The sequence below is a fragment of the Pseudomonas sp. GW822-FHT06B12 genome (assembly GCF_058799675.1).
In genome coordinates, this window is sequence record NZ_JBXALR010000002.1 from 100,957 (window position 1) to 123,672 (window position 22,716).

23 protein-coding genes and 1 pseudogene are annotated in these 22,716 nt (G+C 61.0%); all 24 read left to right on the plus strand.

The genetic code is table 11. The features are described 5' to 3' along the window. The first annotated feature begins 255 nt into the window (after nt 1-255). Nucleotides 256-1,467, plus strand: coding sequence for a precorrin-6y C5,15-methyltransferase (decarboxylating) subunit CbiE (cbiE, locus tag AC1RKH_RS05295; RefSeq protein ID WP_493062175.1), 1,212 nt, complete (start codon nt 256-258; stop codon nt 1,465-1,467). Then, complete coding sequence (locus AC1RKH_RS05300) at nt 1,460-2,557, plus strand: cobalt-precorrin-5B (C(1))-methyltransferase (RefSeq protein ID WP_493062174.1); 1,098 nt, start codon at nt 1,460-1,462, stop codon at nt 2,555-2,557. The genes cbiE and AC1RKH_RS05300 overlap by 8 nt, the downstream gene beginning before the upstream one ends. After that, complete coding sequence (locus AC1RKH_RS05305; RefSeq protein WP_493062173.1) at nt 2,554-3,279, plus strand: cobalt-precorrin-6A reductase; 726 nt, start codon at nt 2,554-2,556, stop codon at nt 3,277-3,279. The genes AC1RKH_RS05300 and AC1RKH_RS05305 overlap by 4 nt, the downstream gene beginning before the upstream one ends. A 56-nt stretch (nt 3,280-3,335) precedes the next feature. Further along, entirely contained in the window at nt 3,336-3,671 is a 336-nt protein-coding gene (locus AC1RKH_RS05310; RefSeq protein WP_123423705.1) for a type II toxin-antitoxin system RelE/ParE family toxin, read from the plus strand. A gap of 4 nt (nt 3,672-3,675) precedes the next feature. Beyond that, nucleotides 3,676-3,999, plus strand: coding sequence for a helix-turn-helix domain-containing transcriptional regulator (locus AC1RKH_RS05315; protein ID WP_123423706.1), 324 nt, complete (start codon nt 3,676-3,678; stop codon nt 3,997-3,999). Between the two features lie 112 nt (nt 4,000-4,111). Then, nucleotides 4,112-4,513 (plus strand): DUF2946 domain-containing protein, encoded by a 402-nt coding sequence (locus AC1RKH_RS05320; protein ID WP_493062172.1) that lies wholly within the window; start codon nt 4,112-4,114, stop codon nt 4,511-4,513. A 47-nt stretch (nt 4,514-4,560) separates the two neighbouring features. Beyond that, nucleotides 4,561-5,040, plus strand: coding sequence for a copper chaperone PCu(A)C (locus AC1RKH_RS05325; protein ID WP_493062171.1), 480 nt, complete (start codon nt 4,561-4,563; stop codon nt 5,038-5,040). Nucleotides 5,041-5,094: 54 nt separating this feature from the next. Next, the gene (locus AC1RKH_RS05330; protein WP_493062170.1) at nt 5,095-5,514 is read left to right on the plus strand and encodes a DUF2946 domain-containing protein; all 420 of its coding nucleotides are present in this window, start codon (nt 5,095-5,097) and stop codon (nt 5,512-5,514) included. Nucleotides 5,515-5,605: 91 nt separating this feature from the next. Further along, nucleotides 5,606-7,723, plus strand: a complete 2,118-nt coding sequence (locus AC1RKH_RS05335) for a TonB-dependent copper receptor (RefSeq protein WP_493062169.1) — start codon at nt 5,606-5,608, stop codon at nt 7,721-7,723. A gap of 124 nt (nt 7,724-7,847) precedes the next feature. Next, nucleotides 7,848-9,230 (plus strand): PepSY-associated TM helix domain-containing protein, encoded by a 1,383-nt coding sequence (locus tag AC1RKH_RS05340; RefSeq protein WP_493062168.1) that lies wholly within the window; start codon nt 7,848-7,850, stop codon nt 9,228-9,230. 78 nt (nt 9,231-9,308) lie between these two features. After that, nucleotides 9,309-10,091, plus strand: a pseudogene (locus AC1RKH_RS05345) (ABC transporter ATP-binding protein); the annotation flags it as partial. A 1-nt stretch (nt 10,092) separates the two neighbouring features. Next, nucleotides 10,093-11,052 (plus strand): ABC transporter substrate-binding protein, encoded by a 960-nt coding sequence (locus AC1RKH_RS05350; protein ID WP_493062167.1) that lies wholly within the window; start codon nt 10,093-10,095, stop codon nt 11,050-11,052. Further along, a complete protein-coding gene (locus AC1RKH_RS05355) occupies nt 11,049-12,059 on the plus strand; it encodes a FecCD family ABC transporter permease (RefSeq protein WP_493062166.1) in 1,011 nt (336 codons plus the stop codon). The genes AC1RKH_RS05350 and AC1RKH_RS05355 overlap by 4 nt, the downstream gene beginning before the upstream one ends. Before the next feature lie 328 nt (nt 12,060-12,387). Beyond that, nucleotides 12,388-13,653, plus strand: coding sequence for an urea ABC transporter substrate-binding protein (urtA, locus tag AC1RKH_RS05360; protein WP_493062165.1), 1,266 nt, complete (start codon nt 12,388-12,390; stop codon nt 13,651-13,653). A gap of 161 nt (nt 13,654-13,814) precedes the next feature. Then, a complete protein-coding gene (gene urtB / locus AC1RKH_RS05365; protein WP_493062164.1) occupies nt 13,815-15,317 on the plus strand; it encodes an urea ABC transporter permease subunit UrtB in 1,503 nt (500 codons plus the stop codon). Further along, nucleotides 15,317-16,396, plus strand: a complete 1,080-nt coding sequence (gene urtC, locus AC1RKH_RS05370) for an urea ABC transporter permease subunit UrtC (RefSeq protein WP_493062163.1) — start codon at nt 15,317-15,319, stop codon at nt 16,394-16,396. The genes urtB and urtC overlap by 1 nt, the downstream gene beginning before the upstream one ends. Then, nucleotides 16,393-17,253 (plus strand): urea ABC transporter ATP-binding protein UrtD, encoded by an 861-nt coding sequence (gene urtD / locus AC1RKH_RS05375; protein ID WP_493062162.1) that lies wholly within the window; start codon nt 16,393-16,395, stop codon nt 17,251-17,253. Before urtC ends, urtD begins: the two co-directional genes overlap by 4 nt. A gap of 126 nt (nt 17,254-17,379) precedes the next feature. After that, nucleotides 17,380-18,078, plus strand: coding sequence for an urea ABC transporter ATP-binding subunit UrtE (gene urtE, locus AC1RKH_RS05380; RefSeq protein WP_493062161.1), 699 nt, complete (start codon nt 17,380-17,382; stop codon nt 18,076-18,078). A 30-nt stretch (nt 18,079-18,108) separates the two neighbouring features. Next, nucleotides 18,109-18,948 (plus strand): urease accessory protein UreD, encoded by an 840-nt coding sequence (locus AC1RKH_RS05385; RefSeq protein ID WP_493062160.1) that lies wholly within the window; start codon nt 18,109-18,111, stop codon nt 18,946-18,948. A 157-nt stretch (nt 18,949-19,105) separates the two neighbouring features. Then, nucleotides 19,106-19,408, plus strand: coding sequence for an urease subunit gamma (ureA, locus tag AC1RKH_RS05390; RefSeq protein ID WP_123423721.1), 303 nt, complete (start codon nt 19,106-19,108; stop codon nt 19,406-19,408). A gap of 9 nt (nt 19,409-19,417) precedes the next feature. Beyond that, nucleotides 19,418-19,951 carry a GNAT family N-acetyltransferase gene (locus AC1RKH_RS05395; protein WP_493062159.1) on the plus strand — a complete coding sequence of 178 codons (534 nt, stop codon included), beginning with the start codon at nt 19,418-19,420 and terminating at the stop codon, nt 19,949-19,951. A gap of 6 nt (nt 19,952-19,957) precedes the next feature. Continuing rightward, nucleotides 19,958-20,491 (plus strand): GNAT family N-acetyltransferase, encoded by a 534-nt coding sequence (locus AC1RKH_RS05400; RefSeq protein ID WP_493062158.1) that lies wholly within the window; start codon nt 19,958-19,960, stop codon nt 20,489-20,491. After that, nucleotides 20,488-20,793: an urease subunit beta gene (locus AC1RKH_RS05405; RefSeq protein WP_493062157.1), complete on the plus strand. Its 306-nt coding sequence runs from the start codon at nt 20,488-20,490 to the stop codon at nt 20,791-20,793. Before AC1RKH_RS05400 ends, AC1RKH_RS05405 begins: the two co-directional genes overlap by 4 nt. 169 nt (nt 20,794-20,962) lie before the next feature. Further along, complete coding sequence (gene ureC, locus AC1RKH_RS05410; RefSeq protein ID WP_493062156.1) at nt 20,963-22,663, plus strand: urease subunit alpha; 1,701 nt, start codon at nt 20,963-20,965, stop codon at nt 22,661-22,663. The last annotated feature ends 53 nt before the right edge of the window (nt 22,664-22,716 follow it).

Genomic DNA, 22,716 nt, shown 5'->3' on the forward strand with positions numbered 1-22,716 from the left:
ATTAAATATCTATTCGACCATCTGAATTACAAACACAGACCTTATTTGAACTTTCAAAACTAAACGACCTCCACCCTCCACGCCACCCTGCAATTTCAACAATATATATCAACGCGACATCCTCCAAACAACGCACTACTTCTATTATCGGTACGCCCATAGACATCACTGGATGTACAGGACGAACTGACCCGCCTCACCTCACTGCGTTATCATCTCGCCCTTATTGACCGCTTTTTTGAGCAGAGGAACGGCATGACCCCCTGGCTGACAGTGGTAGGCATCGGTGAAGACGGCTTCAAAGGCCTGGGCAAGAACGCTCGACGCGCGCTGCTGGGTGCTTCGCGGATTGTCGGTGGCCAACGGCAACTGGACCTGCTGCCCGTGTGCATCCGTGGCGAACGGCAGCTCTGGCCGAGTCCATTTTCCCTTGAGCCGGTACTGGCGCAACGCGGTGAGCCGATCTGTGTACTGGCCAGCGGCGATCCGATGCTGTTCGGTGTGGGCGCCAGCCTGACACGGCAAGTGCCGAGCAACGAGATGCTGATTATCCCGGCCCCCTCTTCTTGTTCATTGGCGGCCGCGCGAATGGGCTGGCCGCTGCAAGAAGTCGTTACGCTGTCGGTGGTTGCCCGGCCAATTGCAGCGCTGAACGCTCAGTTGTTCAGCGGTGTTCGTCTGCTGGTACTCAGCAACGACGGACACAGCCCTGCCGCAATTGCCGCGCTGTTGCGCGAGCGCGGTTTCGGGCCGAGCCGGATGAGCGTGCTGGAACACCTGGGCAGCGAGAGCGAACGACGTGTCGATGGCATCGCCAGCGACTGGACCGACCCGGCTATCGCCGACTTGAACCTGATCGCCATTGAATGCATTGCCGAACCCGACACGCCGCGCCTGTCGCGACTGGCCGGCCTGCCAGACGCAGCCTTCAAGCACGACGGTCAACTAACCAAGCGCGACGTGCGCGCCATCACTCTTGCCCGCCTGGCGCCGGTGCCTGGTGAACTGTTGTGGGACGTCGGCGCCGGCAGCGGCTCGATTGGTATCGAGTGGATGCGTGCTCATCCGAGTTGCCGCACGCAGGCGATCGAGGCCGATGCTGGCCGCCAGCAGTTGATCGAACACAATCGCGACGCCCTCGGCGTGCCCGGCCTGCAACTGATTCGTGGCAGTGCACCGCAAGCGCTGGCCGGCCTTGAGCGGCCCGATGCGATCTTCATCGGTGGCGGCGTGACCCGTGACGGTGTGCTCGATACCTGTTGGGCGCAGCTCAAACCCGGTGGCCGGTTGATCGCCAACGCAGTCACCCTGCAAAGCGAAATGACCTTGATGGCCTGGCGCGAACAACACGGTGGCGAGCTGACGCGGATTCATATCGCCCAGGCGCAGCCGCTGGGAGAGTTCGACACCTGGCGTCAGGCGTTGCCGATTACCTTGCTGGACGTGGTTAAACCCTTTGATGCGTGACGAAACCGCCGAACAACCCGCGCCCCTGCGCAGTGGCCTGACCACCGGCAGCTGCGCCACCGCGACCAGCCTCGCCGCCGCACGCCTGCTGCTCGGTGCGGTGACTAGCGATGCGGTAGAAATCATCCTGCCCAAAGGCAAACAGGTGCAGATGCGCCTGGAGTTTTGTCGCCTCACGGGTGATGGTGCCGAAGCCGGCACCCTCAAGGATGCCGGCGACGACCCGGACGTGACCCACGGTGCATTGCTCTACAGTCAGGTGCGTTTGACCAGCGAACCCGGCATTCGCTTCAGTGCCGGCAAAGGGGTTGGCACTGTCACGCGCCCAGGGCTGGTATTGAGTGTCGGCGAACCGGCGATCAATCCGGTGCCGCGCAAGATGATCACCGACCACCTGCTACTGCTCGCGCAAGAGTTCAGCTACGACGGCGGTTTTGAAGTAACGGTCAACGTCGAGGACGGCGAGGCCCTGGCGCTGAAAACCATGAACCCGCGATTGGGCATTCTTGGCGGGCTGTCGATCCTCGGCACCAGCGGCATCGTCCGGCCATTTTCCTGCGCGGCGTATATCGCCTCAATCCACCAGGGCATCGACGTCGCCAAAACCAACGGTTACCTGCACATCGCCGCCTGTACCGGCAACGCCAGCGAAGACACCATGCGCCGGGTCTACGACCTGCCGGAAATCGCCCTGATCGAAATGGGCGACTTCGTCGGTGCGGTGCTCAAACATCTACGCAAAGTGCCTGTGGATAAACTGAGCATTTGCGGCGGCTTCGGCAAGATCAGCAAACTCGCCGCCGGACATATGGACCTGCACAGTCGCCACTCCAGCATCGACCTGCCGCAACTGGCCGAATGGGCGGCGGACGTTGGCGCAGCCCCGACATTGCAGCAAGGCATTCGCGAGGCCAATACCAGCCAGCAAGCCCTGGCGATGGCCAGCGCCGCCGGTATCGCCCTCGGTGATGCGGTGTGCCGGCACGCGCTGGATTTCGCCCGTAGCGTGGTGCCCAAGCAGGTTCAGGTCGAGGTATTTGCCATCGATCGCCAGGGCGGCATCGTCGGCCACGCCGGGGGATTTCAATGAAACGTCTGCTGCTGCTCGGCGGCGTCACCGAAGCCCTGGCGATTGCTCGAACCCTCGGTCCGCAACATTTCTATAGCCTGGCGGGCGTGGGTCGGGTGCCGACCGATCTGAACTGCCAGGTGCGCGTCGGTGGCTATGGCGGCGCTGAAGGCCTGACGCAGTTCATCAAGGATCAAGGCATTGAGCTGTTGCTCGACGCCACCCACCCCTACGCCGCGCAAATCAGCCAGAACGCCGCCATCGCCGCGCGACAAAGCGGCATCCCGTGCTGGGCGCTGCGTCGCCCGGCGTGGCAAGCGCAGGCTGGAGATGACTGGCGCGAAGTCAGCGACTGGGCCGAACTGATCAAAATGCTGAAACCGTTCAAGCGTCCACTGTTTACCTTGGGCCGCGAGCCGTTGCAGCACCTGGATGAAATCCCGCCCGAGCAGTTCTGGACCTTGCGCGCGCTGGAGGTTTATCCCGGCAACGAGCGTTGTGAAGTGATCGGTGCACGCGGACCGTTTTTCATCGAAGACGAACGTGCGCTGTTCGAACGTCGGCAGATCGATGTGTTGATCAGCAAAAACAGCGGCAGCAGCGCCACCGAACCCAAGCTTGAAGTGGCCCGCGAACGCGGGGTGCCGGTGTTGATCCTCAAGCGGCCGGTGTTGCCGGGGGTTGAGCGGGAGTTCTTGACGCTCGAGGAAACACTTGAGGCGTTGGCAGCCTTCAGTCGATGAGGCAGGATCACTTGCTTGCATGAACAGTAACCTATTTGTTACCTTCAGGGCCGCCTGTGATCACACTCGAAGAATACCTTCAGGACAACGATACAAGCCCGTTCGGGCGCTGGTTCTCCACCTTGGACGCGCAGGCGGCACGCAAGGTGTCCAACGCTCTGGTGCGACTGGAAATCGGCAATACATCCAACATCAAATGGTTCGACGGTCTCGGCGAATACCGCATCAATTGGGGTCCGGGATACAGAATCTATTTGGTGCAAGAGGGTAAGCGTCTCATCATCCTGTTTGGAGGAGGCGATAAGTCCACCCAGAAAAAGGATATCAAACAGGCAAAAACACTCGTTGCCGAATTTCGGACCCGGAAAAAAGCTGAAAGGAACATGAGGTAACGCAATGGCTCTCACCCGAAGTTACAAACATACGATTGCCGAACGCGCCCAGCGTGACCCTGAGTTCGCCCAGGCGTTATTGGATGAGGCTGCTACTCTGTTCCTCAATGGAGAACCGGAAATCGCCCGGATCATTCTTCGCGACCTGGTCAATGCCACCGTAGGTTTCGAAGAGTTGGCAAAGGAAACGTCAAAACCCAGCAAGAGCTTACATAGAATGTTGTCTGCCAAGGGCAACCCAAGCATGGATAACCTGGCGGCGATATTTGCAGTCATTCGAACGACACTCGGCGTAGATATACAAGTGCATGCCGTACCTGCTCACTGACAGGAATGAATCGAAGGCCGCTGCGACACCACACCGCACGGCGGTTTTTTACTTATCGCCCCCGATCAGGCTAAATACCCGGCTTGATCACCCACCCAACCGGATATGACCCATGTCCCGACAACGGCTAGCATTTGCCTGGATCGCCTGCTTCGCAGTGCTGTTCAACATGCTTGCCATGCCGATGTCCGGCGCGATGGCCAAGGCAGCCAGTCAGTCGCCGGCCGAGCAATTGTTGTGGGGCAGTTTCTGCTCGTCCAGCGGGACGAAGCTGGTGGCGATTTCTCTGGGCAAGCTTGAGCAAAAAGCCCCTTCGAGCGACGATCACTCGAACATGCAGCATTGCTGGTGCTGCTCAGGCTCGGCGCCTCTGGTGGCGTTGCCAGGCCATGTTCCGCAGCTGTATTTTGCGCGTTTCGAGGCCAATCGAAACCGACCTGCGCCGACCCTTGACCTGCCCACACCACGCCAGCAATGGCCCAGCCTCAATCCCCGAGCGTCTCCTCTAGTCTGATTACCGTCGCAATTGATCTGCGTGTTTAATCGTTCTGGAGAACTGCCATGTTGAAGAAACTCATCGTTCTGGCCGCCTTGTTGCTGCCCGCGTGCTTTGCCAATGCCCACGAATACAAAGCCGGCGAACTGGAAATCGCCCACCCTTGGTCGCAAGAGCTACCGCCCAACGCGCCAACGGTTGCAGCCTATTTCGTGATTCACAACAACGGTAAAACCGCTGACCGCTTGCTCAGTGTCGCCTCACCGATTGCAGGCATTGCCGAGTTGCACGAGCATGTGAAGCAAAATGATCTGATGAAGATGCAGCAAGTGCCAAGCGTCGAGATTCCGGCGGGCGGCGACATCTCGTTCGCGCCGATGGCTTATCACGTGATGCTGCTGGAGCTCAAAGACCGCAGCCTGCTCCACGACGGCAAGCGCTTCCCGCTGACCCTGCATTTCGAAAAATCCGGCGACGTGACCGTTGAGGTCGCGGTACAGAAACAACCGCCCGCTGGCACCGAAGCGCACATGCACGCCCAGTAATCACAGCCTGAAAAACCTGTGAATACACGGCGCTCGCTCAGCGTCAGGCGACCAGTGCTGCGTAATACCTCGTTGAAGGTTGCGCGCGGTAGCTGGATCAGCCTGTTCGCCATGTTGATGATCTTTATCGGCCCACTGATCTCTCAGTCGATGCCGATGGATCAACGCATGCCGATGCCTGTAAACATGAGCATGTCGATGGACATGGACATGTCGGCGAACGCTCATGCCGAGCATGGCGCGCAAGCGGCTGCCGAACACTGCGCACCAAAACCCGATCACCACGCGCTCTGGGAGAAATGCGGCTATTGCAGCCTGCTCTTCAACTGCCCCGCGCTGCCCGGCAGCCTGTCGTTCGCTGTCTTCGACACACCTTCCGCCAACAACTTCATCAGTCCCTCCCCCCGCCTGGGCCATGCCCGGCAAACGGTCTTCCCCGGCGCCCGTACCCGTGCCCCGCCCATCCTCTCGTAAACACCCACACCACTACTCATACGGCCGACTGTAGAGAACGACAGCCGCAGGCTGCTGGCCGTGTTGTTGACGATTGTTTGATGGAACTTTTATGTCCAGGTTTTCTGCTGACACACGCTTGAGCGCTGCTCAGGCATTTTTCGCCCCGAACGCGCCGCGCGCCCATTTCAAACAGGCCACTGCCGTTCTGTGCGGTGCCCTGCTTTCCCCGTTGGCCAGCGCGGCCGAACAACCGATAGACCACAGCCAGCACACCGAAGAGCTGAGCCCGACGGTCATCACTGCCATAGCCCCAAGCTCACCGCTGACCATCGTCACCAACCCCAAAGATCCGCGCCAACCGGTGCCGGCCAGCGACGGTGGCGACTATCTGAAGACCATTCCCGGCTTCGCGCTGGTTCGCAATGGCGGCACCAACGGCGATCCCGTGCTGCGCGGCATGTTTGGCTCAAGGCTGAACATCCTCACCAACGGCGGCATGATCCTCGGTGCCTGCCCTGGCCGCATGGACGCCCCGACCTCCTACATCTCACCGGAAACCTACGACAAGCTGACCGTCATCAAAGGCCCGCAAACCGTACTCTGGGGACCTGGAGCTTCTGCCGGCACCATCCTGTTCGACCGCGAGCCGGAAAGCTTCGGCGAGCTGGGCACTCGGGTGAACGCCAGCCTGCTGGCCGGCTCCAACGGGCGTTTCGACAAACTCGTCGACGCCGCTGCCGGTGGCCCACAGGGCTACATACGGGTGATTGGTAACACCGCTCACGCCGACGATTACCGTGACGGCAACAACGACACCGTGCCGTCGCGCTACGACAAATGGAACGGCGATGTCGCCCTGGGCTGGACGCCCGACGCCGATACACTGCTGGAACTGACTGCCGGCAAGGGCGACGGCGAGGCACGTTCTGCCGGTCGCGGCATGGACGGTTCGCAGTTCAAGCGCGAAAGCCTGGGCCTGCGTTTCGAGAAGTCGAACCTCGGCGAGGTGCTGGATAAGCTCGAAGCGCAGGTCTACTACAACTACGCCGACCACGTGATGGACAACTTCACCCTGCGCACGCCGTCCGGCACCGGGATGATGTCCGGCCCGATGGCCTCCAACGTCGACCGCCGCACCCTCGGTGCGCGGATCAAGGCCACCTGGCGCTGGGCCGATGTGCAGTTGATCAGCGGCATCGATGCGCAAACCAACGAACACCGTAAGCGTGCCGCCATGGGCATCGATACTTACAAGGACGTGCCACGCGAAAAGGATGCGGACTTCCACAATTACGGAGTTTTCGGTGAGCTGACCTGGTACGCCGCCGACCGTGATCGCCTGATCAGCGGAGCGCGACTGGACCGCGCCTCGGCCAGGGATTTTCGCCAGACTATCGGCTCCGGGAAGAACCCGACTGCCGACGAGACCCGTGCCGATACCTTGCCAAGCGGTTTCGTGCGCTACGAGCATGACCTGGCGGACAGCCCGACCACGCTCTACGCAGGTCTCGGCCACGCTGAACGCTTCCCGGATTACTGGGAGCTGTTCTCGCCGAAATCCGGCCCTGCCGGTTCGCTCAACGCCTTCGATTCGATCAAGCCTGAGAAAACCACTCAGCTCGATGTCGGCCTGCAATACAAAACCCAGGACCTCGAAGCCTGGGTCTCGGGTTATGTCGGCGAAGTGCACGACTACATCCTGTTCGATTACACCCCCGGCATGATGGGCATGACCTCACGGGCCGAGAACATCAATGCGCGAATCATGGGTGGCGAACTCGGCGCAGCCTACAACCTCACCTCCAACTGGAAAGCCGATGCGACCCTGGCCTACGCCTGGGGCAAAGACACCACCCACGACACGGCACTGCCGCAAATGCCACCGCTGGAGGCACGTTTCGGCCTGACCTACAGCGAAGACAACTGGAGCGCAGGCGCCTTGTGGCGAGTGGTCGCGGCGCAGAACCGCATCGAGCAGAACAAGGGCAACGTGGTCGGCAAGGACTACGGCACGAGCCCTGGTTTTGGTGTGTTCTCACTGAACGGCGCCTACCGCATCGACAAGCACTGGAAGGTCAGCACGGGCGTCGACAACCTGTTTGGCAAGGCTTACGCCGAGCACTTGAACCTGGCCGGCAACGCCGGGTTCGGCTACCCGGCCAATGACCCGCAAGCGATCAACGAACCAGGGCGCACGTTCTGGACCAAGGTCGATATGAGCTTCTAAAGACATCGCGAGCAGGCTCGCTCCCACAGGATCGGTGCTGAACCTGTGGGAGCGAGCCTGCTCGCGATCGGTTGCGCAGCGACCGCAAACAAACAACAAAGATCCACGCCAAGCGGAGCACCTGATGAAACAACCCAAACCGAATTTCTACAACCTGGCCTGGCGCTGGCATTTTTATGCCGGGCTGTTCGTTGCGCCGTTCATGGTGATGCTGGCCTTGACCGGCATCGTTTACCTGTTCAAACCGCAACTCGATCCGCTGATGTACGGCAGCCTGCTCAATGTGCCGGCCGGCCATCACCCCGTCAGTGCCGACGAGTTGCTGCGGCGTGTCAAAGAGGCTTATCCACAGGGCCAGATCAAGCAGTACCTGCCACCGGTCAATGCCGAGCGCAGTGCGCAGTTTGTCGTTAAAAATGCCGGCAGCGAGCTCAACGTCTTCATCGACCCGTATCACGCCGACATCCTCGGCGAGCAGGACGCGAAGAACAACCTGCAAGCCATCGCCCGGGCGATTCACGGCGAGTTGATGATCGGCACCGTCGGTGATCGATTGGTGGAACTGGCTGCCGGCTGGGGCATCGTGCTGGTGGTTTCCGGAGTATTTCTCTGGTGGCCACGCGGGCGAACCGGCGCGGGGATCGTGTGGCCACGATTCAGCAGTCGCGGACGTGTGCTCTGGCGTGATCTGCACGCGGTGACCGGGTTCTGGGGCGCGGCGTTTCTGCTGGTGATGCTGCTCAGCGGCATGACCTGGACCGGTTTCTGGGGTAAGCAATACGCTGAAGTCTGGAACCGCTTCCCAGCGGCCATGTGGGACAACGTGCCCACATCCGATCAGCAAGCCCGCAGCCTCAACACCGCTACCCATCAGACCGTGCCCTGGGCTATGGAAAACACCCCGATGCCAATGTCCGGTGACCACGCCGAACACATGGCTCACAACGGCGGCAGCAGCGCCCCGGCCGCGCCGACCATTAGCCTGCAAGACGTGCAGGACATCGCCGTTCAACACAAGGTCAAACCGGGTTACAGCATCACCTTTCCGACCACCGCCAGCGGCGTGTTCACCATCGCCGTGTTCGCCGACGATCCGCGCAACGACGCCACCCTGCATGTCGACCAGTACAGCGGCGAAGTGCTGGCCGACGTGCGCTGGCAGCATTACGGCAACGTCGCCCGCGCCACGGAAATGGGGGTGATGCTGCACGAAGGCAAGTTGTTCGGGCCGTTCAACCAGATCGTCGTGTTGCTGATCTGCCTGATGATCCTGCTCAGCGCCGTCAGTGGTGTGGTGATCTGGTGGAAGCGCCGCCCGCAAGGCAAGCTCGGTGTTCCGCCATTGCGTCACGACCTGCCGACCTGGAAAACCGGGGTGGTGATCATCCTCGCTTTGGCGGTGGTATTCCCGTTGGTGGGTGCTTCGCTGATCGCGGTGTGGCTGCTGGACCGCGTGCTGCTGTCGCGCTTGAACCGCCAGCCTGAATCGGCCTCATCTTCATCCTGAATACAGCGAGATGCCTACGGCAGCGCGGTTGACCTTACAATGTCGGCCCGCTGCAAACACCCGTCGAACGAGCACGCAATGACCTCGCTGAACCTCACTCATCTCGCCTGGACACCACTGGGCCATGGCCACTGTCATCATCAGTTCCAACTGCGTGAGGCCAGTCTGCACGTGGCGGCCGGTGAGTTCGTCGGTTTGATCGGGCCCAACGGCAGCGGCAAGACCAGCCTGCTGCGCTGTGCCTATCGGTTCAGCAAACCGGAATCCGGCGAGGTGCATCTTGCCCATCACAACGTCTGGAAGCAGTCGTCGCGCTGGTGTGCGCAACGCATTGCGGTGGTGCTGCAGGAGTTTCCCGACGCCTTCGGCCTGACGGTCGACGAAGTGGTCGCCATGGGCCGCACTCCGCACAAAGGCCTGTTCGATGGCGATACCCTGGAAGACCGTCGGATCGCCGGGCAGGCACTGGAATCGGTGGGCCTCAAAGGCTTTGAAAATCACGCCTTTGCGACGTTGTCGGGCGGCGAAAAACAACGCGTCATTCTCGCCCGAGCCCTGACTCAGCAACCGCAATTGCTGATCCTCGATGAGCCGACCAACCACCTCGACCCACGCTATCAGCTTGAACTGCTGCAATTGGTCAAGCGCTTGCAGATCGGTACCCTGGCAAGCATCCACGACCTCAACCTGGCCGCTGCGTTCTGCGATCGGCTGTACGTGATCAACCACGGACGCATCGTCGCCAGCGGCACGCCAAAAGAAGTGCTGACCACCACGCTGCTGCGTGAAGTGTTCGGCGTCGAAGCGCTGATCGATGAACACCCGCTGTCCGGCTACCCCCGAATTACCTGGATAACCCAACATGACCTTGCGCACCCTGCTCCGCTCCAGCCTGTCCATCGCCCTGCTGCTGGGCAGCGCCGAGGCCTTCGCCGAAGCGACCCGTTACCCGTTGAAGATTCAGAGCTGCAACCGTGAAGTGACCTTCAAGGAGGCGCCGAAACACGCCCTCAGTCACGACATCAACATGACCCAGATGATGCTCGCCCTCGGCCTCAAACCACGGATGGTCGGCTACAGCGGCATCAGTGGCTGGAAAGCCGTGACTCCCGAGATGCGGAGCATTCTCGACGGCCTGCCGGAACTCGCAGCCAAGTACCCGTCGGTGGAAACCTTGCTCAACGCCAACGTCGATTTTTTCTTCGCCGGTTGGGATTACGGTATGCGCATTGGCGGCGACCTGACGCCACAAACTCTCGGGCCACTGGGGATCAACGTCTATGAACTGAGCGAGTCGTGCGCCTTCGTGATGAAGCGCCCGGCGGCCAGCCTCGATGACACCTACAACGACCTGCGCAACCTCGGCAAGATCTTCGACGTGCAGGATCGCGCCAACCGGTTGATCGGCGACATGCAGGCGCAAGTGGCCGAAGTTCGCAAAGACCTGCCAACGGAAAAACCGCGCGTGTTCCTCTACGACAGCGGCGAAGACCGGGCCATGACTTCGGGTCGCCTGGGTATGCCGCAAGCACTGATCGATGCCGCCGGCGGGCGCAATATTCTCGACGATGTCGAGGCGAGCTGGACCCGGGTCAACTGGGAGAACGTCGTCGAGCGCAACCCGCAGGTGATCGTGATCGTCGACTACGGCGAAGTCAGCGCCGAGCAAAAGGAGCAATTTCTGCTGAACAACAAGGCCCTGCAATCGGTGGACGCGATCAAGAACCAGCGCTTCATCGTCATCCCTTACGTGCAAGCCACGCCAGGGATCGACAACGTGCTGGCGGTTGAAACCCTGGCCAAGGGTTTCCACGGCGAATGATCAATCGTCGCTATGCCTTGTTGCTGATTGCCCTCGGCGCGCTGCTGCTGGTGTCGTGTGTGGTATCGCTGGGCTTTGGCTCGGCACGGGTGCCGGTGGACGTGGTCTGGCGGATTCTGCTGCACAAGGCATTCGGTGCTGGCGAAGTGAACTGGAGCGCCGGACAGGAACATATCGTCTGGCTGATCCGCGTACCGCGCATGTTGCTCGGCGCTTTGGTCGGTGCGGGGCTGGCGCTGATAGGTGCAGTACTGCAAGCGGTGACGCGCAACCCGCTGGCCGATCCCCATCTGCTGGGCGTCACCTCTGGCGCGACCCTTGGCGCGGTGATCGTGGTGTTGCATGTCGGTGAAATCGTCGGCCTGCTGACCCTGCCCATCGCCGCGTTTATCGGTGCGTTGCTGAGCATGCTGATCGTCCTGGCGATCGCCAACCGCAACGGTCGGCTGGACAGTGATCGGCTGCTGCTGTGCGGCGTGGCGGTGTCCTTCGTGATGATGGCGATCGCCAACCTGCTGCTGTTTCTTGGCGATCACCGCGCCAGTTCCGCGGTGATGTTCTGGATGCTCGGCGGCCTCGGTCTGGCGCGCTGGGAACTGCTGGCGATTCCCGCTATCAGCGTACTGCTCGGGCTGGTGTTGCTGCTGGGCATGGCCCGGCCGCTGAATGCGTTGATGGCTGGCGAGCAGACTGCCGTGACGCTGGGGCTGAACGCCCGAACGGTGCGGCTGCGGGTGTTTTTGATTGCCTCGCTGATGACCGGGGTTTTGGTGTCCATCAGCGGATCGATCGGTTTTGTCGGGCTGATGGTGCCGCACATCGCGCGTAGGTTAGTCGGGGCCGAACACCGAAGACTGCTGCCAGTGTGCGTGTTACTGGGCAGTGTTTTCCTCGTTTGGGTCGACGTAGCAGCACGAACCTTGATCGCCCCGGAGGACTTGCCAATCGGAGTCGCCACCGCCGCCATCGGTGGATTGTTCTTCATCGGCCTGATGCGCCGCCGCTAAAACCCACCACTATCAAATGTGGGAGCGAGCTTGCTCGCGATGACGGTGGGGCAGGCAACATCGATGTTGAATGTACCGCCGCTATCGCGAGCAAGCTCGCTCCCACAGTTGATTGGGGTAACCCCGAACTACTCAGCGCCCTAATGTGGCGCACCTCCTCGCACCAGCACGCCAGACACGTCCCTTCATGGTGCGCCACCAAACGGCGCAACCGCTCTAACACGACATTTCCTTACCTTTCCCCGACCGGGCACAGCCCTTGCTAAAGACCCTTCAGTAGTCCGCATCTGCCAACCAAGAAAACTCATAAGTTCATGGAGATCGCACAATGAAGCGTCGCAGTTTGATCAAGGCTTTCACACTATCGGCATCGATTGCCGCGATGGGCATGACCTGGAGTATCCAGGCCGCCGAGACCATCAAGGTCGGGATCCTGCATTCGTTGTCCGGGACCATGGCGATCTCCGAAACCTCGCTTAAAGACATGGCGCTGATGACCATCGACGAGATCAACGCCAAGGGCGGGGTCAACGGCAAGATGCTCGAACCGGTGGTGGTCGACCCGGCGTCGAACTGGCCGCTGTTCGCGGAAAAGGGCCGACAGTTGCTGACCCAGGACAAAGTCGCGGTAGTGTTCGGCTGCTGGACCTCGGTGTCGCGTAAATCGGTATTGCCGGTGTTCGAAGAGCTCAACGGCCTGCTGTTCTATCCGGTGCAGTATGAAGGCGAAGAGATGTCGCCGAACGTCTTCTACACCGGCGCTGCGCCGAACCAACAGGCGATCCCGGCGGTGGAATACCTGATGAGTGAAGAAGGCGGCAGCGCCAAGCGTTACTTCCTGCTCGGCACCGACTATGTCTATCCGCGCACCACCAACAAGATCCTGCGCTCATTCCTGCACTCCAAAGGCGTGGCCGACAAGGACATCGAAGAGGTCTACACGCCGTTCGGTCACAGCGACTATCAAACCATCGTCGCCAACATCAAAAAATTCTCGGCCGGCGGCAAGACGGCGGTCATTTCCACAGTCAACGGCGACTCCAACGTGCCGTTCTATAAAGAATTGGCCAACCAGGGCCTGAAAGCCACCGACGTACCGGTCGTGGCCTTCTCGGTGGGCGAAGAGGAACTGCGCGGCATCGACACCAAACCGCTGGTGGGCAACCTGGCCGCGTGGAACTACTTCGAATCGGTGGAGAACCCGGTGAACCAGAAGTTCGTCGCCGACTGGAAAGCCTACGCCAAGAAACACAACCTGCCGGGCGCCGATAAAGCCGTGACCAACGACCCGATGGAAGCCACTTACGTCGGCATCCACATGTGGGCGCAGGCTGCAGAAAAAGCCAAATCCACCGATGTCGACAAGGTCCGCGAAGCCTTGGCTGGCCAGACCTTCGCTGCGCCGTCCGGCTACACGCTGACCATGGACAAGACCAACCACCACCTGCACAAGCCAGTGATGATCGGCGAGATCCAGGCCGACGGTCAGTTCAATGTGGTATGGCAGACCGAAGGGCCGATCCGCGCTCAGCCATGGAGCCCGTTCATACCGGGTAACGACAAGAAGCCGGAGTATGCGGTGAAGAGCAACTGAGCCACTGGATGCCAGGCCCGAGCACCACGCCCGGGCCCGACACAACTCCTGTGGGAGCGAGCTTGCTCGCGATTACGGTTTATCAATCAACATCAATGTTGCCTGACCCACCGCTATCGCGAGCAAGCTCGCTCCCACATTGTCCGCGCAAGGCCAATGACATGCCCACTGCCCTTTACCGCTTCATCCTCGCCATCGCACTGCTGTTGCCGATGGCCGCCCACGCCGGGGACGCCGAAGATTTCGTCGCGGCCAATCCCCTGCAGCAAGCCAAGCTGTTGGAAGCCTGGGCCGCGCAGCCCGATCCGGCGCGCATCGAACTGATCAACGCCTTGCAGCAGGGCCAATTGACCGTCGACGGCGAAGCCAAAACCCTGCGCCTGAACAACCGCCTGCGGGGCTTGATCGATACCGCGCTGGCCAGCCACCAACTGCTCGCCGCTGACGCCAAAGTGCGCTTGAGCGCCACGCAGCAACTGCAAAAAAGCGCCAAACCGGCGCAGCTTGCATTCCTCGATAAGCAACTGGCGGGCGAAAAAGACCCAAGCGTTCACGACGCCCTGAGCTTGGCGCTGGCCAACCTGCAACTGGTCGACAGTGACCCGGCCGTACGCCTGGCGGCCGTGCGCTTGCTCGGCGAAACCGGCGACCCACTGGCCCGCACCCGCCTCGAAGGCTTGCTCCAACCCGGCGGCGAAGCCGATACCACGGTGCGCACAGCGGCTGAAACCAGTCTGGCCCAGGTCAAACGCAAACTGCTGGTCGGTGAGCTCCTTGGCCAGGCCTTCAGCGGCATGTCCCTGGGTTCGATCCTGCTGTTGGCGGCCCTTGGTCTGGCGATCACTTTCGGCCTGCTCGGGGTGATCAACATGGCCCACGGCGAGATGCTGATGCTCGGCGCCTACTCCACGTACGTGGTGCAGTTGCTGTTCCAGCGCTTCCTGCCGCAAGCCATCGAGTTCTACCCGCTGGTGGCATTGCCGGTAGCGTTTTTTGTCACCGCCGGCATCGGTATGGCGTTGGAGCGCACGGTGATTCGCCACCTTTATGGCCGGCCACTGGAAACCCTGCTGGCCACCTGGGGCATCAGCCTGATGCTGATTCAGCTGGTCCGATTGCTGTTCGGTGCGCAAAACGTCGAAGTGGCGAACCCGGCCTGGCTCTCGGGCGGGATTCAGGTACTGCCCAATCTGGTGCTGCCGTACAACCGCATCGTGATCATCGCGTTCGCACTGTTTGTGGTGGTGCTGACCTGGCTGCTGCTGAACAAGACCCGCCTCGGCTTGAACGTGCGTGCGGTTACCCAGAATCGCAACATGGCCGCCTGCTGTGGCGTACCCACCGGGCGCGTCGACATGCTCGCCTTTGGGCTCGGTTCGGGTATCGCCGGGCTTGGCGGCGTGGCCCTGAGTCAGGTCGGCAACGTCGGCCCGGATCTCGGACAGAGCTACATCATCGACTCGTTCCTGGTGGTGGTGCTCGGCGGCGTTGGCCAACTGGCCGGCAGCGTGCTCGCCGCGTTCGGCCTGGGGATCGCCAACAAGATTCTTGAACCGCAAATCGGCGCCGTACTCGGCAAGATCCTGATCCTCGCGCTGATCATTCTGTTCATTCAGAAACGCCCGCAAGGACTCTTCGCACTGAAAGGACGGGTGATCGACTGATGAACCAGCCCCTGATGCTCACGGCCACGCAAAAGGCCGGCCCCAAAGTCACGATCGCGGTGGGTGCGGTGATTCTCGCACTGCTGCTGGCGATGCCGCTGCTGTCATTGCTGCCTGCCGACAGTACGTTTCACGTCTCGGCCTACACCCTGACGCTGGTCGGCAAAATTCTCTGCTACGCCATCGTCGCCCTGGCCCTGGATCTGGTGTGGGGTTACGCCGGGTTGTTGTCCCTGGGTCATGGCCTGTTCTTCGCCCTCGGTGGCTATGCCATGGGCATGTACCTGATGCGCCAGGCTTCGGGCGATGGCCTGCCGGCGTTCATGACCTTCCTCTCGTGGACCGAACTGCCGTGGTACTGGACCGGCACCAGCAGTTTTATCTGGGCGATGTGCCTGGTGGTGCTGGCGCCGGGTTTGCTGGCGTTGGTGTTCGGCTTCTTCGCCTTCCGCTCGCGGATCAAGGGCGTGTACTTCTCGATCATGACCCAGGCCCTGACCTTCGCCGGGATGCTGCTGTTTTTCCGCAACGAGACCGGGTTTGGCGGCAACAACGGCTTCACCAACTTCCGCACGATCCTCGGCTTCGGCATCACTGAACCGGGCACTCGCGCAGTGCTGTTCGTCGCCACCGTGCTGTTACTGGTGGCCAGCCTGTTCATCGGCTGGCGCCTGGCGCAAAGCAAATTTGGCCGGGTCCTGACCGCCCTGCGCGACGCGGAAAACCGGCTGATGTTCTGCGGTTACGACCCACGCGGTTTCAAGCTGTTTGTCTGGGTCTTGAGCGCGGTGTTGTGCGGTCTGGCCGGTGCGCTGTATGTGCCGCAAGTGGGAATCATCAACCCCAGCGAAATGTCGCCGACCAACTCCATCGAAGCCGCCGTGTGGGTCGCGCTCGGCGGGCGCGGCACGTTGATCGGGCCACTGCTTGGTGCTGGCGTGGTCAATGGCATGAAGAGCTGGTTCACCGTGGCGTTCCCCGAATACTGGCTGTTCTTCCTCGGCGCGCTGTTCATCGTCGTAACCTTGTATCTGCCCAAAGGCGTGATCGGTTTGCTGAAGAAAAGGAGCGAGCAATGAGAATCACACCGACGGCGGAATTCATGCTTGAGCCGATCCTCGAACCGAACAAAGACGCCGGCAGCAGTCGCGACGCCATCGGCCTCGGCCAACGCGTAGGCTCAGGCCTGAACACCCTCCACGGCACGATCCTCACGCTTGAAGACATCAGCGTCAGCTTCGATGGTTTCAAGGCCCTGAACGATCTGAACCTGTACATCGGTGTCGGCGAACTGCGCTGCATCATCGGCCCCAATGGCGCCGGCAAAACCACACTGATGGACGTGATTACCGGCAAGACCCGACCCAGCCACGGCAAGGCCTGGTTTGGTGAAACCCTGGACCTGACACAGATGAGTGAAGTGCAGATCGCCCAGGCCGGGATCGGCCGCAAGTTCCAGAAGCCGACCGTGTTCGAAGCCTTGAGCGTGTTTGAAAACCTTGAACTGGCGCAGAAAACCGACAAGTCGGTGTGGGCCAGTCTGCGGGCAAAGCTCAATGGCGAACAAAGAGATCGCATCTGCGAGGTGCTGGAAACCATTCGCCTGACCAGCTCGGTCAATCGCCCGGCCGGCCTGCTGTCGCATGGACAGAAGCAGTTTCTGGAAATCGGCATGCTGCTGATGCAAGACCCGCACCTGCTGCTGCTCGATGAACCGGTGGCGGGCATGACCGACGCCGAAACCGAATTCACCGCCGAGCTGTTCAAAAGCCTGGCCGGCAAGCATTCGCTGATGGTGGTGGAACACGACATGGGCTTCGTCGGCTCGATTGCCGACCACGTCACCGTGTTGCACCAGGGTAGCGTGCTGGCCGAAGGGTCGCTTGCGCAGGTGCAGGATAACGAACGGGTGATCGAGGTGTATTTAGGTCGATAACGCGATCTGTTTTTTGTGGGAGCGAGCTTGCTCGCGATGACGGCCTGACATTCAACATTGATGTCGACTGATACACCGCTATCGCGAGCAAGCTCGCTCCCACAGGGGATTGAGGAGATTTGGAAGATGCTGCAAGTCGACAAGCTGCACCAGTACTACGGCGGTAGCCACATTCTGCGGGGGCTGAGCTTCGAGGTGAAGGTCGGTGAAGTCACCTGCCTGCTCGGGCGCAACGGCGTCGGCAAGACCACCCTGCTCAAATGCCTGATGGGCCTGCTACCGGCCAAAGAAGGTGCGGTGAACTGGGAAGGCAAGGCCATCACCGGGTTCAAGCCGCATCAACGGGTTCACGCCGGTATTGCTTACGTACCGCAAGGCCGGGAGATTTTCGGACGGCTGACAGTGGAGGAAAATCTGCTGATGGGCCTGTCGCGCTTCCCGGGCTCCGAGGCCAGGGAAGTCCCGGCGTTCATCTACGAGCTGTTCCCGGTGTTGTTGCAAATGAAGCAGCGTCGCGGCGGCGATCTGTCGGGTGGTCAGCAGCAACAGTTGGCCATTGGCCGAGCGCTGGCCAGTCGACCACGCTTGCTGATCCTTGATGAGCCTACCGAAGGCATTCAGCCGTCGGTGATCAAGGAGATTGGCGCAGTGATCAAAAAACTCGCAGCCCGTGGTGACATGGCGATCCTGCTGGTCGAGCAGTTCTACGATTTCGCCGCTGAGCTGGCCGATCAATACCTGGTGATGTCCCGGGGCGAGATTGTCCAGCAAGGTCGTGGAGAAAATATGGAAGCCGAGGGTGTGCGCGGGCTGGTTACGATCTAGTCTGAAGCGTCCTGACGATAATTAGAAACTATGAATTTACCTGTTTTCACTGCCCTGTTCACCCCTAGCTGGCACGCCGAGCTGGAACTCGGCTACGCGCGATTCGGCGACAGCACGCGCCCGATCCAACGCCGCCACAAGGGCCCGCTGCGGGTGCAAAAACACCTGTACGCCGAAGGCCCCGAGGTGTGCCAGCACATCATCGTTCACCCGCCGGGCGGCATTGCTGGCGGTGATCGGCTGGACATTACGGCCTGCGTCGGTGCCGACGCGTGGGCGCAGCTGACCAGCCCCGGTGCCGCCAAGTGGTATCGCGCCGCCGGACCGGCCTATCAGCAGCTCGATTTGCACGTCGCGGCCGGCGCTACGCTGGAGTGGCTGCCGCAAGAAACCATCGTCTTCAGCGCCGCCCAGGCTGAGCTCAGAACGTCTATTGAACTGCAAGGTGACGCGCGGTTGTTTTACTGGGACGTGGTGGCTCTGGGCCGTCCGGCCAGCGGCGAACGCTTCGAGCACGGGCATTTTCAGTCACAGCTGGAAATCCGCCGCGACGGCCAGTTGCTCTGGCACGAACGCCAGCGCATTGTCGGGGATGACGGTTTGCTTGATTCACCGATAGGGCTTGATGGCCAGCCGGTGTTTGCGACGTTGCTGGTGACCGGAGAAATCGACAGCGAATTGCTGGAGGCCTGCCGTTCGTTGACCAATGACGTGCGGGGCGATCTGAGCCAGTTGCCAGGTTTGTTGGTTGCCAGATGCCTGGCCAGTGAAGCGTTGCTGGCGCGCGGTTGGTTAATTGATTTGTGGAATCTACTGCGCCCGGCGTTGCTCGGCCGCGAAGCAGTCCCACCCAGAATATGGAGCACCTGATGTGTGCTTTTTGTGGGAGCGAGCTTGCTCGCGATGGCGATCTTGCAGCCAACATCTTTGTTGAATGTGATGGCCTCATCGCGAGCAAGCTCGCTCCCACAGGGTTTGTATTCACAGCCCGAATACCTTTTTTACTGCCCAATACGGATTTCTAACGATGGACCTGACCCCACGCGAAAAAGACAAGCTGCTGATCTTCACCGCCGGCCTGGTCGCCGAGCGGCGTTTGGCGCGCGGCGTGAAACTCAACTACCCGGAAGCCATGGCCTACATTTGCGCGGCGCTGCTCGAAGGTGCGCGTGACGGCCAGACCGTGGCCGAACTGATGCACTACGGCACCACCCTGCTGAACCGCGAACAAGTGATGGAAGGCATCCCGGAAATGATCCCGGAGATCCAGGTCGAGGCGACCTTTCCCGACGGCACCAAACTGGTCACCGTCCATCAACCCATCGTCTGAGGCCGCGCCATGACTTATCACCTACGTGATGCCGTGCACGCCGACCTGCCGGCGATCCGCGACATCTACAACGACGCCGTCCTTAATACGACGGCGATCTGGAACGAACAGGCCGTGGACCTCGGTAACCGCCAGGCCTGGTTCAGCGCCCGGCAATCCCAGGGCTATCCTGTGCTGGTAATCGTCGACGCCGACAACAACGTGCTCGGCTACGCTTCGTTCGGTGACTGGCGGCCGTTCGACGGTTTCCGCCACACCGTCGAACATTCGGTGTACGTGCGCAGCGATCAGCGCGGCAATGGCCTCGGCCCGCAGTTGATGGACGAACTGATCGAACGCGCCAAGGGCTGCAATAAACATGTGATGGTCGCCGCCATCGAAAGCGCTAACACCGCCTCGATTCGCCTGCACGAACGGGTCGGTTTCGTCACCACCGGGCACATGCCGCAAGTGGGCACCAAGTTCGGCCGCTGGCTCGACCTGACCTTCATGCAGCTGACTCTCAACCCGGGCGCGGAGCCGCCTGTCGCCAACAAGGAGTGATACACCATGAACACTGCCCAACTGCGACGCGTGAACGCCGAGAGCTTTGCGCACTACCGTCAGGGCTTGATCGATTTGCTGTTTGACGCCGTAAAGCACGGCGCCTCTATCGGCTTCATGGCCGACATTGATGACGCCCAGGCCCGCGCCTATATCAACAGTGTCCAGGCTGACCTTGAGGACGGCAGTCTGTTGCTGTGGGTAGTCGTTCACGATGAAAAGGTCCTGGCCAGCGTGCAACTGGCCCTGTGCCAGAAAGCCAACGGGCGCAATCGCGCCGAAGTGCAAAAACTCCAGGTACGCCATGACACACGGCGACGCGGCCTTGCTCAGCAACTGATGAATGCGTTGGAGCAGACCGCACGCCAGTACAAACGTGGCCTGCTGTACCTCGACACCGAAGCCGGCTCAGCGGCCGAAGCGTTCTATCAATCCCTGGGCTACACCCGCGTCGGTGAGCTGCCGAACTACTGCCAAAGCCCGGACGGCCGTTACACCCCGACCGCCATCTACTTCAAGACTCTGGGACAACCCGAATGATTCCTGGCGAATATCAGATCCAGCCTGGCGACATCGAGCTCAACGCCGGCCGTCGCACCCTGAGCCTGACCGTGGCCAACAGCGGCGACCGGCCGATTCAGGTCGGTTCGCACTACCACTTTTTCGAAACCAACGACGCCCTGACGTTCGACCGTGCCGCCAGCCGTGGCATGCGCCTGAACATCCCGGCCGGCACCGCCGTGCGCTTCGAACCGGGACAGCGCCGCGAGGTCGAGCTGGTGGACCTGGCCGGACATCGCCGGGTGTACGGGTTTGCCGGGCGGATCATGGGCGATCTCTAAATCATGCGGTGTCTGCACTGGCCCCATCGCGAGCAAGCTCGCTCCCACACTGGATCTGCTGCGAACACAAAATGTGTAAACACCACAGACCGAATGTGGGAGCGAGCTTGCTCGCGATAAGCGAGCAACGCGAGCGGTCTCAAAATCAATTGAATTCCAAGGCATGCGCATGAAAATTTCAAGACAAGCCTACGTCGACATGTTCGGCCCCACCGTCGGCGACAAGGTCCGTCTGGCCGACACCGAGCTGTGGATCGAAGTCGAAAAGGACTTCACCACCTACGGCGAAGAAGTGAAATTCGGCGGCGGCAAAGTCATCCGCGACGGCCAGGGCCAAAGCCAATTGCTCGCCGCCGAAGTGGTCGACACGCTGATCACCAACGCGCTGATCATCGACCACTGGGGCATCGTCAAAGCCGACGTCGGCCTCAAGGACGGACGCATTGCGGCCATCGGCAAGGCCGGCAACCCGGACGTGCAGCCCAACGTGACCATCGCCATCGGCGCCAGCACCGAAGTGATCGCCGGCGAAGGCATGATCCTCACCGCCGGCGGCATCGACACGCACATCCACTTCATCTGCCCGCAGCAAATCGAAGAAGCGCTGATGAGCGGCGTCACCACCATGATCGGCGGCGGCACGGGACCGGCGACGGGCACCAACGCCACCACCTGCACCTCCGGCCCATGGCACCTGGCGCGGATGCTTCAGGCGGCGGACGCCTTCCCGATGAACATCGGCCTCACCGGCAAGGGCAACGCCAGCCTGCCGGAGCCGCTGATCGAGCAGGTCAAGGCCGGCGCCATCGGCCTCAAATTGCACGAAGACTGGGGCACCACACCGGCGAGCATCGACAACTGCCTGAGCGTCGCCGACCAGTTCGACGTGCAAGTGGCGATTCACACCGACACCCTCAACGAGTCGGGTTTCGTTGAAACCACCCTCGCCGCTTTCAAGGGCCGGACCATCCACACCTACCACACCGAAGGGGCCGGTGGCGGTCATGCGCCGGACATCATCAAGGCCTGCGGTTTCGCCAACGTGCTGCCGAGTTCGACCAACCCGACCCGGCCATTCACCCGCAACACCATCGACGAACACCTCGACATGCTGATGGTCTGCCACCACCTGGACCCGAGCATCGCCGAAGACGTGGCCTTCGCCGAAAGCCGTATCCGCCGCGAAACCATCGCCGCCGAAGACATCCTCCACGACCTCGGTGCGTTCTCGATGATCAGCTCCGACAGCCAGGCCATGGGCCGCGTCGGCGAAGTCATCACGCGTACCTGGCAGACCGCCGACAAGATGAAAAAACAGCGTGGCCCGCTGCCGGGTGATGGCGAGGGTAACGACAACTTCCGCGCCAAACGCTACATCGCCAAGTACACCATCAACCCGGCCATCACCCACGGCATCAGCCATGAAGTGGGCTCTATCGAGGTCGGTAAATGGGCGGATCTGGTGCTCTGGCGCCCGGCGTTTTTCGGCGTGAAACCGACATTGATTCTCAAGGGCGGCGCCATCGCCGCCAGCCTGATGGGCGACGCCAACGCCTCGATCCCGACGCCGCAACCGGTGCATTACCGACCGATGTTCGCAAGCTTTGGCGGCTCGCTGCATGCCACCAGCCTGACCTTCATCAGCCAAGCGGCACAAGACGCCGGATTGCCCGAAGCGCTGGGATTGAAGAAGAAAATCGCCGTGGTCAAAGGCTGCCGCGAGGTGCAGAAAACCGACCTGATCCACAACGACTATTTGCCGAATATCGACGTTGATCCGCAGACCTATCAGGTCAAGGCCGACGGCGTGTTGCTGTGGTGTGAACCGGCGGATGTGTTGCCGATGGCGCAGCGTTACTTCCTGTTCTGAAGTTCAAGCTGCAAAAAAAACCCTGAGTGCGTCAATCCGCACTCAGGGTTTTA